Origin of the sequence: Mucilaginibacter sp. McL0603 (assembly GCF_049992945.1) — a bacterium.
In the GTDB taxonomy this organism is placed as follows: domain Bacteria; phylum Bacteroidota; class Bacteroidia; order Sphingobacteriales; family Sphingobacteriaceae; genus Mucilaginibacter.
The window spans coordinates 1,586,230-1,601,384 of sequence record NZ_CP188251.1 but is presented as its reverse complement, the minus strand read 5'-3'; the positions used below and the strand labels follow the sequence as shown (position 1 = coordinate 1,601,384).

The 15,155-nt window shown below is 41.7% G+C and carries 9 protein-coding genes; all 9 read right to left on the bottom strand.

Going from position 1 to position 15,155, the window contains the following annotated elements:
* Positions 1 to 51: 51 nt before the first annotated feature.
* The 9 genes from ACPPVU_RS07410 to ACPPVU_RS07370 all read right to left on the bottom strand — a co-directional run bounded on the left by ACPPVU_RS07410 (position 52) and on the right by ACPPVU_RS07370 (position 15,040).
* On the bottom strand, positions 52 to 1,263 hold the full coding sequence (locus tag ACPPVU_RS07410) for a glycoside hydrolase family 27 protein (RefSeq protein ID WP_426671048.1): 1,212 nt from the start codon (positions 1,261 to 1,263) through the stop codon (positions 52 to 54).
* A 21-nt stretch (positions 1,264 to 1,284) separates the two neighbouring features.
* Positions 1,285 to 3,072 (bottom strand): alpha-L-arabinofuranosidase, encoded by a 1,788-nt coding sequence (locus tag ACPPVU_RS07405; RefSeq protein ID WP_426671047.1) that lies wholly within the window; start codon positions 3,070 to 3,072, stop codon positions 1,285 to 1,287.
* Entirely contained in the window at positions 3,056 to 4,291 is a 1,236-nt protein-coding gene (locus ACPPVU_RS07400; RefSeq protein WP_426671046.1) for an AGE family epimerase/isomerase, read from the bottom strand. Before ACPPVU_RS07400 ends, ACPPVU_RS07405 begins: the two co-directional genes overlap by 17 nt.
* 2 nt (positions 4,292 to 4,293) lie before the next feature.
* Positions 4,294 to 5,499, bottom strand: a complete 1,206-nt coding sequence (locus ACPPVU_RS07395; RefSeq protein ID WP_426671045.1) for a glycoside hydrolase family 130 protein — start codon at positions 5,497 to 5,499, stop codon at positions 4,294 to 4,296.
* Positions 5,500 to 5,747: 248 nt separating this feature from the next.
* On the bottom strand, positions 5,748 to 7,580 hold the full coding sequence (locus ACPPVU_RS07390; RefSeq protein ID WP_426671044.1) for a sodium:solute symporter family protein: 1,833 nt from the start codon (positions 7,578 to 7,580) through the stop codon (positions 5,748 to 5,750).
* A 226-nt stretch (positions 7,581 to 7,806) separates the two neighbouring features.
* The gene (locus ACPPVU_RS07385) at positions 7,807 to 8,682 is read right to left on the bottom strand and encodes an AraC family transcriptional regulator (protein WP_426671043.1); all 876 of its coding nucleotides are present in this window, start codon (positions 8,680 to 8,682) and stop codon (positions 7,807 to 7,809) included.
* Between the two features lie 273 nt (positions 8,683 to 8,955).
* Positions 8,956 to 10,170 carry a hypothetical protein gene (locus tag ACPPVU_RS07380; RefSeq protein ID WP_426671042.1) on the bottom strand — a complete coding sequence of 405 codons (1,215 nt, stop codon included), beginning with the start codon at positions 10,168 to 10,170 and terminating at the stop codon, positions 8,956 to 8,958.
* A 13-nt stretch (positions 10,171 to 10,183) separates the two neighbouring features.
* Positions 10,184 to 11,806: a RagB/SusD family nutrient uptake outer membrane protein gene (locus ACPPVU_RS07375; RefSeq protein ID WP_426671041.1), complete on the bottom strand. Its 1,623-nt coding sequence runs from the start codon at positions 11,804 to 11,806 to the stop codon at positions 10,184 to 10,186.
* A gap of 18 nt (positions 11,807 to 11,824) precedes the next feature.
* Positions 11,825 to 15,040: a SusC/RagA family TonB-linked outer membrane protein gene (locus tag ACPPVU_RS07370; RefSeq protein ID WP_426671040.1), complete on the bottom strand. Its 3,216-nt coding sequence runs from the start codon at positions 15,038 to 15,040 to the stop codon at positions 11,825 to 11,827.
* Positions 15,041 to 15,155 lie beyond the last annotated feature (115 nt).

Genomic DNA, 15,155 nt, shown 5'->3' with positions numbered 1-15,155 from the left:
TTACGTATCCAATCTATAATAGCTACGTAAATGCAGAATGTTTGATTTTTATTATTTACTCAATCTAAGCAGTACCACATCATGTGATGCTATGGATTGTTTAAATGCCTTTTTGGTGGTTCCGACATCTTTCTTTGTCCACAGATCATGCAGTTTATAAGTGATTTTAGTAAAGTCGACATCTGTGTTAGATATCTTATCCTGTATAACATGGGTCGCCCAATCATAACTAACATTTATCGGTTGCACTGATCTGTTCAGGAAACAAACCGCAAGGTCTCCGTTGCTTAAAGGCCTAATCCATGTTTCCAAACTATCAGCAGAAGAATACCTGAAACCTTCTACACCTAATGGGTCCTGGTCAATAGCAATGGCATCCTTATTAGTTAAAATACTTTTTGTTTGGTCTGACATTTTACGCAGATCGTTCCCTGCCATCAGCGGGGCCGCGAGCATACACCATAACGAAAAATGCGCACGGTCTTCAATAAAACTCATTCCATTGCCCACTTCCAGCATATCGGGGTCGTTCCAATGACCGGGTCCAGCATATTGCCTGATGTTAACCTGTTTATCTAAAATTGACAATACGCTTAACGCAGTCCAGGTACCTTTGCTCAAATTCTTGTCAAATCCTGCATAGATATCACCTGTAGTACGATAAAGCTGACCAACACCTTTTGCCCATAACCATGGCTGATGGTTTCCCCATTCGCATAAGCTGAACACTATTGGCCTACCAGTTGCTTTCAGGGCCATGCTCATGGTGATATAGGCCTCGCGCGCGTTCAGGCTGTCGGTGTTGCACCAATCATATTTCAGATAATCAACACCCCACGAGGCATAAAGGCGGGCATCTTCATATTCGTGACCACGAGTTCCGGGATAGCCCGCACAGGTTTTTGTTCCGGCACAATTGTAGATGCCGAATTTCATCCCCTTTGAGTGTACATAATCAGCAAAAGCTTTCATCCCATTAGGGAATTTCTTCGGATCAGCTACCAGTTGACCATTGCTGTCACGTTCCATCGTCATCCAACCATCATCCAGCACAAAATAAATATAACCTGCATCCCGCATCCCTGAAGAAATATAAGCATCAACCATACCTTTCAGCAAAGGTTCATCAATATTGGTTTGGAAAGTATTCCATGTGTTCCAGCCCATTGGCGGAGTTGGAGCTAATTCTACACTTTGCTGGGCGAATAATTGTGCATTTACAACGATCACGGACAAAGCGGTAAACAATAGTTTTTTCATCATAACTTATTTAGATCAGGTTCATTAATTACTTTTATCGGCCACTAAATATACAACTCCGTAAGCCGGAACAGTAACGGTAATACCGCCCTTTATTGCAGCCGAATTAGGAGGGATGTTTGTAAAATCAGCAGGCCCTCCCGAAGTCGCTGACGGAACATTCCCATTAATAACCACCTTGCGCGAGAAAGTTGCATCAGGCCCACCTTTGAGCACATAGTAGTAATAATTATCCCCTAACAGGAAATTACTGATCAAAACAGTGACTGTATGATCAGTTGAGCTTTTATTCACTAAAATATCCGCTGCCTGGCCTGATGTAAATGTGGATGCATAACTCAAAATATTACTATTTCCGGTTACCGTGGATGATACCATCCTATCGCCAAAATAATGTTGAAAATAGTACATATAATAGAATGCCGGGCGTGGATTCCATGAAGCAGCACCGGGTTCAGCTTCACTAGTATTTGAGGAATTACTGAACATACCCATATCATCTCCGTTATCCCATGAGTTGGCCAAATCCCAACGGGCTGTCATACTAATTTGATTTTTCAATGCTTCGCCTAAAACCATTACGCCATGCACCCCGGCAATTTGTGATACCATTTGATTTGACCCAGTAGAAAAAATATTATATTCATCCATTGCCACAGGTTTTTGTGTAACGTTTGCTCCCTGCACGCTGCTTTTCACCCACGCCATGGCTGATTGCGTACCCGAAACCGGGGTATTTAAAATCACATCAGGAGTTGAGTTTTGATTGTACGGCGTATAGTAGTTGTGCACCACAAAAAAATCTGGACTGTTACCCGCTGCAGCTAATACTCCGGCGTTCCAGCCGGCAACGTTGCCTGATGAGGTGTTGTTGTCATTAGCCTCGGTTAGTACGATACCAATTTTGATAGTAACGCCTTTCTGCTGGGCTGCGGCCCGCATCGAGTCGGCAAATACTTTAAAGTGGGTACCATACAAGGTTGGAGTTAATATTAACGGCTGCCCATCCTGGTTGGTTGATGTGTTGATACGGTAACCGGCTTCCCAGTTGCCGTAGTTTTCGTTCCCTATTTCCCAGTATTTGGTACGGCCGTTATCATATCTCACCCATTCAGCCGCCAGGTGCGCGGCGGCCTGGTCGGGATGTGCGCTAGTGCCGTAACGTGCATAGCCATAGTTTACAGTAATTAAACCGATGCTGTTGGTTTGCTGTAATACTTTGTAATAATTGTCCAAAGTAAACGTCCACGACTGTGTGTTATTTCCAAACCAGTAACCGGCAGCAGAAGCAGTACCATTCAAATCTAACAACTGTGCCGGAGCGTCGGCTGGCCCCTGTGCGGATTGGTTCCAGAAATAAATATCAGACAAACTTCCACCCGGGAACCTCAAAATGTTAGGAGCTAAAGTGGTGATGCCACTCATCAAAGCAGGCTGATCTACAAACTGCCCCATAAATGGATTAGTATTATTCCCAAATAGTAACGGTGATGTTTTGGTAATAATCTTACTTAAATCAACACTTACATAAATATTTTCGCCTGCGCTGGGCTTTGGTACAGTTGTAGCAGCAGTAGGAACAGTGAATGTTTTTGCCTGCCACGAGTTGGTAAGAAAGAACCCTTGCGTTGCTGCATTATCCGGATCGGTTCCTTTTACTAATGTAGAAGGCGTGTTCCCGGTAGAGGTAGGCGGGGCGGGATTGTTATTGTTGTTATTATCCTGCTTATTGTTTGTAGGTTCTTTTTTACAGGAATATACCATCATCAATGCCGATAAAAGCACAATACTTATTTTATAGATCTTTTTCATAGTTCGATATTTCGTCAATTCGTTTAATTATTTCAATGCAGGCCCTACTGTTATGATATGGGCATTTCCATAGGCCTGCTTTGTCTTCTGTAGCCATTACTTTTCCGTTCTCATATATCCCCCAAAACCACTCACCGTTTTCCTTGTCCAGTATTTTGTTCTTTACAAAATCCCAGTTCTTTGTTGATACATCCAGGTATTTTTCATGCCCGGTTATTTGCCAGGTATTAAAAAAACCTATCATGGCTTCGGCCTGTACCCACCAGTGTTTTTCTTTTGTTAAATGATCTTTGGCAGGCTCATATTCGTACCATAAACCACCATCGGTATCCAAACCTTCCAGTGTAGCTTCGGATATTTTTATGGCGATGGCTTTGAGCTTTTCAGTCAGTTCACCATCACCAATTACTTCTGCTGATTCCAGCATCAGCCATGCGGCTTCGATATCATGCCCGTAGGAGGTCAATGTTGATCGTTTATTCCATTCTTCATCAAAAAACAGGTTGAGATGTCCTGTTTCCGTATCGATAAAATGATCTAAAAAATTATTGAGTAATATCCCGATCTGCTTCTTTAGTGTTTCACCAGGCCATACCCGGTAAAGGTTGGTATAGCCCTCCAGAACATGCAGGTGCGTGTTCATGGTCTTTTTTTCGTTGGCATCTTTGGCACTCAGACGCAGGTCCCCTATTGGCTGCCAGTCTTCAGTAAAAGCTTCCAGGTAACCGGTTTTATGTTGATCAAAACTCTTATCAACCAAAAGCATGAACAATCTTATTGCTTCATTTAGTACATCCTTTTTCCCGGTTGCCTTATAATATTCGCTGAAAGCATAGATGGCAAACGCACTGGCGTAAACCTGCTTTTTGATGTCCAGTTTATTGCCTAAATGGTCTACCGTCCAGTAAACACCACCGAACTGCCTATCGATGATATAGTCAATAATATATTGATAAGCCTTATCAGCAATTTCCAGGTATTCTTTTTTGTCAGTGAGATTATAAGCTGCAGAGAAACTCCAAAGGATACGCGCATTCAATACCGATCCTTTAGGTGAAGCGGGAATAACACGATTATCATTATCTATCTTCCCGTAAAAACCGCCTTCAGCAATATCCTGCGTATTATTTATCCAATAATCCATGATATAGCCTAATTCGGCACTCAGTTCTTTTTTATAAGTATTGATCCGCGACTCCACTGTTCCTGTTTTGATCATTTTTAGCTTGCCTGGATAGCCTCATCCTTGGCGGTACTCATAAACTTTTTGTTATTGTCAATCACACTGTTTAATCTTTTTACAGATAGCGACGACCGTAAACCATCCTCTGGTGTGTTTATCACATAATCCAGTAATTGATCGACAGTTGTGGTGGCAACATGCATTCTCGTATCTGATGATGCATAATAGATATAAACCGTACCATCATCATCTTTTATCCAACCATTGCAAAACACTACGTTAGATACATCTCCTACTCTTTCCTCACCCTCAGGAGCTAAAAAATACCCGGATGGTTTGTGTATCACTTTGGTCAGATCATGCAGATCAGTTAAGAACAGATATAGTACATATCTTAAACCTGCTGCCGTATTACGCACCCCGTGTGCCAGGTGCAACCAGCCCTGTTTAGTTTTGATGGGCGCCGGTCCTTGGCCATTCTTAGATTCGTAAACGGTGTGGTAGTTTTTATTGTCGATGATGGTCTCCTTATCTATCACAGCATTCTCCATCGAATCTGCCAAGCCAAAACCGATGCCTCCACCAGTTCCAGCACTGATAAAGCCATCCTGCGGACGGGTGTACATGGCGTATTTTCCATTCACAAATTCAGGATGCACCACGACGTTTCTTTGTTGAGGCGATTTGGTAACCAAATCGGGCAAGCGCTCCCATTTTACCATATCTTTTGTGCGTACTATGCCGCAAGCTGCCACGGCCATTGACTGGTCATGTGCAGGTGCTTCAGGATCACGGCGTTCGGTGCAGAATAGGCCGTATATCCAACCATCTTCATGCAGGGTTAGGCGCATGTCATACACATTGGTATCCGGCTCATCCGTTTCGGGCAGATCAATTGGATAATCCCAGAAAGTAAAGTTGTCGATACCGTTAGGACTTTCGGCTACAGCAAAAAACGATTTACGGTCCCAACCCTCAACCCTTGCAACCAGCAAATATTTTCCATTCCACTTAATAGCCCCTGCATTGAACGCTGCATTGATGCCAAAGCGCTCCATCAGGTAAGGATTCGTTTGGGGATTCAGATCATATCTCCAAAAAACCGGGGCATGTGCGGCGGTTAATACCGGGTGCTGATAACGGTCAAAAATACCGTTGCCTGACTCTTGTTTTTTATTGGGTTTGGTTGTCAGTTGTTCGTAATTGTTGTACAACTGGTTTAACCGTTTTTTAAATTCAGTCATATACAGATTATATTATCGTTTATTAATGTCCCTGTAATTAGCTCTAAGTCGATCATTTCGACAACCCTCTTTCCACGCAGCGAAGAGAGGGTCGACAAACGTAGCGATGTCGGGGTGAGTTAACCCGCCGTAATGCATTGCGTTAATATCGCTTGCATAGTCGACTCACCCGGTCTTTGTTTCACTCGACCACCCTCTCTCCGCCAAAGGCGGAAAGAAGGATAAGTAATATTTTCCATCAACATTTATCAGTAGTCTTTAAGTTTGTCCCACCAGGTTTTCTTTAATATCGCTATGATAACAGCCAGTATGCCTACAGTTATTAGCAGTGGTATTTTTTGTTTCAATACCAGGTACATAGGCAAAATGGTAAGGCAACATTGTGCTATTGTGCCAATCACCACGTTGAACATATTCAGTTTAAAGTTTTTATTAGACTGAAACGAGGGATCATCAGCTAAAAGAGTCTGCTTTACCGGCTCCCAAAAGCCCCATGGGCGTACATTGGAGTAAAATGATTTTAGCACCGTCATGTCTGTTGATTCTGTAGCATAAGAACCAATTATAGATCCTGCTAATGATAATGCGAATAATAATGGGAACCAGTACAACAACTGCCCGTCAGGGATTAATAATGAGAATACCATTGCAGCAACTATACCTGTAAGCATCCCCCAGAAAAATCCATTGGCGTTAAAGCGCCACCAATGCCATTTCAATACGTTTGATGCTATATAGCCTCCATACAATGCCGACACGATCCATTGCAATACGCTGTTGACATCTTTTACAAAAAATCCAAGGAACACGCCTGTTGCCACTACAATCACCCCGACGATATAATTCATAGTGATTATCTTTTGGGTGGATGCCTGCGGGTTTACATATTTGATATAAATGTCATTAACAATATAAGCCTGTGCAGCATTCATCGTGCCACTGAAAGTGCTCATGAATGCGCCTAATAAACCAGCTAATAGAAGGCCTACTAAACCAACGGGTAGAAAATTATTGATAACCGCAGGAAGTATCCGCTCAAAATCTATCGCTCCCGTAGCATCCTTCAAATTCATTTGATGATAGTATATCAGTCCCAAAATGGTCAGACTGATGATCAATGTGTAGCGGATAGGCAACAGGATGATATTTACAAACCCGCTCATTTTACTAGCCTCCTCTGGCGACCGTGTGGAAAGAATTTTCTGCATATCATAGTTCGGCGCTGGGCCAGCCAATGCTGCAAAAAAACCTTTAAAGGTCATCATCATAAAAAAGAGACCGAAAAGCGAATAACCGTCACTTTTTATTTTGTCATTTACCTCGTTAATAATACCTGTCCAGCTTAGGCCTAAATGTGTGCCAAAGAACGGGCTATACCACCCACCCGGCACATTTAAATGATGCCCACTTAACTGACCGGCGGCAATAAAACCTATCCAGATACAGGCAACCGTCATAATGCTGTATTTGACCATATCGCCAACCACGATACTGTGCATCCCACCCAAAATGGAATAGAACATGGCAAAAAGTGTGAAGATGACCCCATAGACATGCGGCACATATTGCGGTGCCATATTAAAAGGGATATAGCCTTTTATCATATCCCAGGGCACAAAAATTTCGATGAATTTGCCCAGGCCGATAAAGCCGTAAGCCATAAAACCAAGACAACTCAACAAAGCAAAAGCGATCACTACTTTGTGCGAACTGCTTACTCCCGGCCCGGTTTTCCCAAATCTGGTTGCCAGCCATTCAGCTCCGGTTGAAGCGTTTGAGCGACGCAGCCATCTTGATAAATACATCATTAAAAACACCTGGTTAAATACCGGCCAAAGCCAGGGTATCCAGATACTTTTCATACCATAAACAAAGCAGAGGCTCACCATCCACATGGTACCGCTGATATCAAACATATCTGATGCATCACTTAATCCAAGCTTATACCATGGCAGTGATCTGCCGCCCAGCATATAGCTATCCTTGTTCTGCCGGGCTTTTTTACGATACCATAGCCCGATGAATATGGTACTTAACAGGTACAGCAGGATAATAGCAATGTCCACGGCAGATAATCTCATATCTGAACAAAGATTTGCAGCAGTACGGAATTAGCAGAATTATTCATTCTCATTAACAATTGAAGATTAGAAAACAGGCAATATTGGTTCTACCTAAAAATAGTGTTGCAGATAACACTACTCTAATACTATTTTAACGTTTTGTGGTTGGTGATTAGTTAATCAGCGACTGTTGACCAGTTGATTTACCATTGACTGATCACTAATAACCGATCACTGCGAAGCACTAAATAAAAACCCGGTTACCCGTATAGGTTTCCCTGAATTCTTTTGGGATACAAAACTTTTTGCGCTTAAAGATCCTGTTGAAGTTTGAAATATTATTGAACCCGCATTTGTAGGCAATTTCGGCAACGGTATTGGTTGTATCTATCAGCATCCTCGAAGCATGGCCAAGCCTTATTTCATTCAGACTGTCAATGAAGGTTTTACCCGTACGTTTTTTAATAAACCGACTGAACGAAGCTTCGGGCATATTAGCAATCCTTGATACTTCGGCCAGTGATACCGGCTTATTGTAATTATTATTCATGAATTCAAATACCTTTTCGATACGTCGGCTGTTATAATAGAACTTTTCGTTGGTAAAGCTTGGGTCCGAAAGCGTACGCATATTACGCGATATCGATAGATCATGCAGGATGGAAAGCAATTCCAGCACTGAGTCGAAACCTGTCTTTTTATCAAGTGATAATAACCTGTCCTTAAGCGCCAATACAGTTTCCGGCGAAAAAAGGATGCCCCGTTGTGAACGCTCCAGCATGCTTTTCACAAAGCTTAACTGGTTCCTTTTCAGGAATTTCTCATCAAAAAGGTCTTTATGAAACTGTATCGTTACTTCGGTGATCTCATCGTTCTGGCACTGGTGTGTAAACCAGGCGTGGTAAAGGTTTGGCCCAATCAGTGCAAGTTCCAGGTCTTCAATAACTTCAATATGGCCTCCTACTACCCTTTTGGCTCCTTTTGCATGCAATATCAGGTTAAGTTCGTACTCTTCATGATAATGCAATGGAAAATCAAATTTGTTTTTAACCCTTGAAAAAATTGTAAAACAATCACTCGGTGTTAAAGGGGTTATTTCCCGCATCACATTACTTGTCATATTTCCAAAAATATTAGGTTATAATGGGCTACCCTGATGTAATATAAATTTAACATAAATGTAATAAATTATTACATAACATAATTTAACACAGGGGTTTCTCACTAAAATACCAGGTTTCACTCCTTCAAAATATTACGATACATTTTTAAAAATACCACCAAAGTTGGCCAGGGCGTCCCGATGGTGGCATATGAAAAACTAATCAACTAATCTCAAGCATAATTTAAAACAGGCTCACGAAGGGTTAAAACTTCGTAAGCCTGAATGTTTTTATTTCCAGAATACCACGTCATCAAAATACAGTGTCTCATCTGTACCGTTAGGGCCGCGGATATAAAATCCGAAATCTGATGTTGTTTGAGCAGTCAGGAACATATCCGTTTTACTCACATCGATTTGGAAATAAGTCCACACGTTTGCGGGTACTGTAATGGTGAAGGTCTGATCTGTATTGTTATAACCACCATTACCTGAAGCACTTATGAAATCAAGTATTTCATCCTGTACGCCACCTTTAACCCAAAAAGTAAGGCTTTTGTAATTGTTAGCCAAAGGAGTATTAAAGCCCCAGCCGCCGATCCAGTAATTACCTTTCGGATAAGTAATATAGAAAGAACTTGTACCGGTTTTGGCAACAGTTGTAGATATCCCTGAAGGTCCCCATGAGTTTGCATAAACGCCGGTACCATATTTATCAATAAACACCTGGTAGGCAGCATTATCCAAATCATTAAACACATTAGCAGAGATTGTTTGCGCGCCTGTATTTGTACCCGATGTGTAGGTAAATAATAAATTTGTCTGGGTAGCTGTACTCTGAGGCATCTTCACAACCAGGGTACTATCATTTTGAGAAACAATAGTAACCACATCACCCGTTGATTTTAACTTAACAGATGATACGGAAGCAAAGCCCTTACCTGTTAATGTTATCGTTGAACCAGCCTGGAAATTATTGGTTGTTTCTGATACGATCGTTGGCGGCGGCGGCAAGGTCGTAAACTTATAGGTTACGGTTCCATGCAGTGTGGTAACTACAATTGTATTTGCCTGTGGCTGTACATAAGGGATAGTTGTAGGAATAGTAAATACAACTGAATTATCAGAACTTAGCCCCCGGTTAAAATAAACTAAAACACCATTAATGACAATTTTACTTGTAGTACCAAGATTTGATCCTTTTATTACATAATAACCGCCCAAAGTACCGGTAACGGTTGCCGAATCCAGTCCGACCATCTGCGGATTATAATTTGGGCTGGTAACTGTTGTAGGATTGCCAGAGGCATCGTACGTTGTTACAGAACTTGTCCGTGAGGAGTCAACAACACTATTACTTATTTTATTAATGCTGGTAATTACCGGCGCTCCCGTACCCGGAGTAAATCCTGTACTATTATCCTTTTTGCAGGAAGCTAAGCCAAACGCCATCAACACCGATAGCATCCAGCCTAAATTTTTTGAAAGTTTAAACTTCATTTTCATGATATATTTTTATTTAAAATTTATATGGAACAGGTGCCTTCAACAGATTTGGATCAGCCGCAGATTCCGCTACAGGAACAGTGAACAGAAAATAAGCATCAGTAAATGTATACTTCATAGAATTGATCGATGTCTGATCTGGATAAGCATTATTATAAGTACCTCTTTCCTGATTTTTAATAATACCAATAGCTGTAGGGTGTGTAGTTGAATTAAAACCGTCTATGCGGCAAAGGTCAAACCAATAATCCTGCTCAAGAGCAAATTCCAGTCGTCTTTCGTTCAACAGCTGTTGATAGGTAAACGATGTAACAGCCGGTACGCCTGACCTGGTTCTTATCATATTAAAATAGTTTAAAGCGGTAGCATTTGAAGTGGATGCTGTTAAAGCTATACCGTGACCAACTCCCGGATTGGCAGATTGTCCAAGGATTGCTTCCGCTTCAATTAACAATACATCTGCATACCGCATGATATAAGTATTGTTACCGCCGGCCTGGGCTGCTGTTTTTCCATTGTTATCCGGATCTGATGGTGTACCTATTACATATTTCTTTGGCTCGGCCTGTGTTCCTTGCGAGCTGGCATTTAAAGGCAAAGTATAGCCACCGGCAGCCTTGTTTAGTTCAGAATAATAACTACCAGGTAACATAATGGTATAATGCCTGCGTACTGTATCACCACCTTCTGCCTTAAAAGCATTCTGCAGGTCAATTGTAGGCCCAAATACACCATAACCATCACCTGTACCGGTAATAGCACTGCTGAATGCCCATGATGCCTGTATAGAGTTGCCATAATCATAGCCGCCGTTAGGACCATTGTATATCCATTGCATAGCTAAGATAGACTCTTTGTTATTATTATTAATAGTTCTGAACAGGTCGCCGAAGTTAGCCAGAAGCGAAAATTCGCCGCTGTTAATCACTTTTTCAGCTTCCTTTTGGGCATTGGCATAATCCTGCATGTACAGGTAAACTTTTGCAAGCATAGCAGATGCTGAGCCGCTTGACCCATGACCCGAACTTGCGACATTAGGCGTACAATTTGCCTCGGCAAATTGCAGGTCTCTTACTATAAATTTGTAAACGTCGCTTATAGGGTTAGTTGGTACTGTTTGGAAATTATTGATATCCTGCAACGGGTTTTCAACCAATGGAACATTCCCGAAAGTGCGTACCAGGTAAAAATAAGCCGTCGCTCTCATCAAATGCGCTTCACCCAGTGCATTGTTCACAACATTCGCCGGAACCGAAGCCGGTACAGAGGTTGGCAGATTATTAAGGATTCCATTACACTGTGCGATTACAGTAAATGGTGAATTCCATGCTGCAAGAAGCTCAGTATTATCATTTGGAACAGGTGGCGTACCAAATGGACCCACGTCTGATGAATAAGAACGGCCGTTACCGCTGGCAAATTCCGTGATTGCCCACCCAACTTTGTTATTCCATCCAAACCATGCTGAACCGTATAAGCCATTAGTGCTTGCCTGTACTTGTGCAGATGTTTGATAATAGTTATCTACCACCACTCCGGATTCAGGAGGCCGGTTGAAAAAGTCCTTTTTGCAGCTTGTTGCAAGCATACTTGCCACTGCTGCCATACCTGCTATATATCTTATATGTATTTTCATATCAAATCTTTTTAAAAATTAAAACTGAGCATTAACACCTAATGTAAAAACACGCGCTCCTGGATATCTGCCTAAATCGATATTCTGTAAGGTTGGATTTTGGTTTGTTAAACCTATTTCCGGGTCCAGGCCAGGGTATTTGGTAATTACAAACAGGTTCTGTCCGCTCACATAAACCTTCAGGCTTTTCATGGCTACATATTTTGCCCATTCTGCAGGCAGATTATATCCGAAACTAACATTCTGCAAACGCAGGAAAGATGCTGTTTCTAAAAAGCGATCAGACATTACCAGGTTCGGGTTTCCTATGCCAGCACGTGGTGCAGGAATATTTGAATTTGGATTGGTCGGCGTCCAGTAATTGGCTGTAGATGCTAACTGGTTCTGGTATAAGGTTGATAAACCTGCAGTTTGATACTCCAATGCATTCAATATTTTACCACCGTATGATCCGTAAATGAATATTGACAGATCAAATTGTTTATAATTAAAAGTATTAGTTATACCGTAAGTAAAATCAGGATTTGGGTTGCCCAGCGGAACGCGGTCGCTATTGTCAACCTTACCGTCATGGTTAGTATCCTGGTATTGAAGGTCACCCAGCCAGATTGAGCTGGTTACAGACGGATCATTGGTAACTGTTTGAGGTGATCCGGTAACATTTTGCGGATGGGTAGCCAAATATTGCAGTTGCGCCTGGGTTTTAACTACACCCTGAACTTTAAATCCGTAAAACTCGCCAACCGGCTGACCAACTATCGTACTGGTAGCATTAGGTAAACTAATATAGCTCAGTGTAATATTCTGGTTAATAGCCGGTGCGCCATTAAGCGAAAGGACTTTATTGTTATAGTGCGAGAATGTTAAAGTTGTATTCCATTTAAAGTTTTTGTTAACAATGTTCCTGCTGTTGATCGTAAATTCAAATCCTTTGTTTTCAATCTGACCGGCGTTTATATAAGGAGGCTGAATACCGGCAGGGTTATCGCCGTATTCATTAGGTCCGCCCACAAGAAAAGCCGGCAACGGTTGTTGGAAAAGGAAATTGCTGGATGTTTTAATATAGTAATCAAAAGCACCCTCAATGCGACTGTTAAATAAGGTAAAATCAATACCTGCATTTTTTTGTATCGCTTTTTCCCAGGTAAGGTTTGGGTTAGCTACATTATTGATAATAAACCCTGTTCCGAAAGCAGTAGGTACAGCTTTAAGCGAAGCCCCATATACATAAGGAGGAACGTTTGAGTTACCCGTTGTACCATAACCTAACCTGATCTTAATATTATCAGCAACCTTTTTTATCCCGGCCATAAAAGCCTCGTCCGAAAGTCTCCAGGATACTGAAGCACCGGGGAAATAACCGGTCTGATGACCTTCTGCAAAATTTGAGGTCCTGTCACTACGGATATTTGCTGTAATGCTGTATTTATTATCAAAGGTATAAATAGCACGGGCAAGATATGACTCCATCACCTGGCTTTGTTTATTTTCGGGAATAGAGCCTGCAACCGAGTTAGCCAGGGCTATGCTTTGGATATTATTACCGGCCACAAACCCTGAACCTGAAAGCGAGTATTGATCAAAAGCAGATTCCCAAACTTCACGGCCTGCCAATACAGTTAAGTTACTTTTGCCCCAGGTATGTCCGTAGTTAAAATATTCCTTCCAGCTCCAGTAAGTACTGCTTGAAACCAAGCGGTTCAATGTAGCTGTAGGGTTAGTGATGTGATATTGCTCAGGAACACCCGTAGCAGCGTAATCATAAGAAGGATTAAATGTTTGACCATTTGCCCAATTAAAATCACCGTCAACTTCAGATCTTAAAGTAAGATCCTTAAAGAATTTTATTTCCGCATATAAATTGCCGTTTATTTCATTCCTGGTTAAGGTATTGCTGATGTTTAATGCCTGTTGTACGGGGTTAAGGCCACCTTCAACGGTTCCCCCCGGTGTAACATAAGGACCTGCAAATGAACCATCTGCATTATAAACAGCCTGATCCGGAGCAGCTAACAAGGCATTATAAATAATACCTGTATTATTACCAAGACCAACATTTTGATTACTGCGGGTAGCGCCAAAGGTATTACCAATTTTCAACCAGTCCTTTGCCTGCGAATTTATATTGGCTCGGATCGTATAACGGTTAAAATTGTAACCTAAAACCGTACCATCCTGATCAAAGTAACCTGCAGAAACAAAGTAATCAGATCTGTCAGAACCGCCTGATACCGAAAGGTTATGACTTTGCTCCAAAGCATTCTGGAATATAGCTTGTTGCCAGTTAGTACCCGGACCTAATACGCTTGGATTAGCAAATTCAGCTCTTGGTGTGATGCCAAAAGCTGTTGCGAGACGATTTTGTAAATCTGCGTATTGCTGCAGATCATCAACCTTTAAGAATTTCCCTTGTTGTTGTAAACCAACAAAACCATCATAAGTTACACGTGCGGCCCCATTTTTACCGCGTTTTGTGGTAATAATAATTACACCGTTAGCACCCCTGCTACCATAAATTGCAGTTGCCGAAGCATCTTTTAAGATATCAATAGACTCAATATCGTTGGGGTTGATCATAGCAAGCGGACTTACTGCTGTCTCCATCGAGCTTGCTCCCGGGCTTGTTAATTGCGGACCGCCGCTGTAGGCATTGCCTGCATTACCTTGTATTTCTACCCCATCAACAACATACAAGGGTTCACTTTGCCCGAAAGATGTGATACCACGTATATGCACTGATGTTGCACTGCCCGGCTCGCCTGAGTTTTGCGTTACCGTTACGCCTGCAGCTTTACCCTGCAACATTTGGTCAACGCTTGCTTGCGGAATATCTTTTATATCCTTGGCGCTGATGGATGAAATTGCACCGTTAACGTCCCCTCTTTTTTGTGTACCGTAACCAATAACTACTACGTCATTTAAAGCAGTTGCTGTTGCACTTAGTGATACGTTAATAGTAGTTTTATTCCCGATAGCGACTTCCTTTTTTTCCATACCAATAAATGAAAAAACAAGTGTAGTGCCACCCTGGGGAACGGTAATGTTATATTGCCCGTCAACATTTGTGGTAGTATTTATCTTACTACCCTTTACAGTAATTGTAACACCAGGGAGCGTGACCCCTTTATCATCAGTAACTGTTCCCTTGATTGCTGTTCCTGTTCCCTGCGCTATTACTAACGAGCAGATAAAAAAGGAAGCGAACAGCAATGCCATTCGTAGAAATTTTCCCATAATGAACTTTAGTTTATATTGATTTTGAATTTAGATTGTTGGCTTAATTGGTTTATTAATCCACTCAATAAATGACAGCTATACGCTTTTAATGGTCTGTAAAACAGAACCCTTA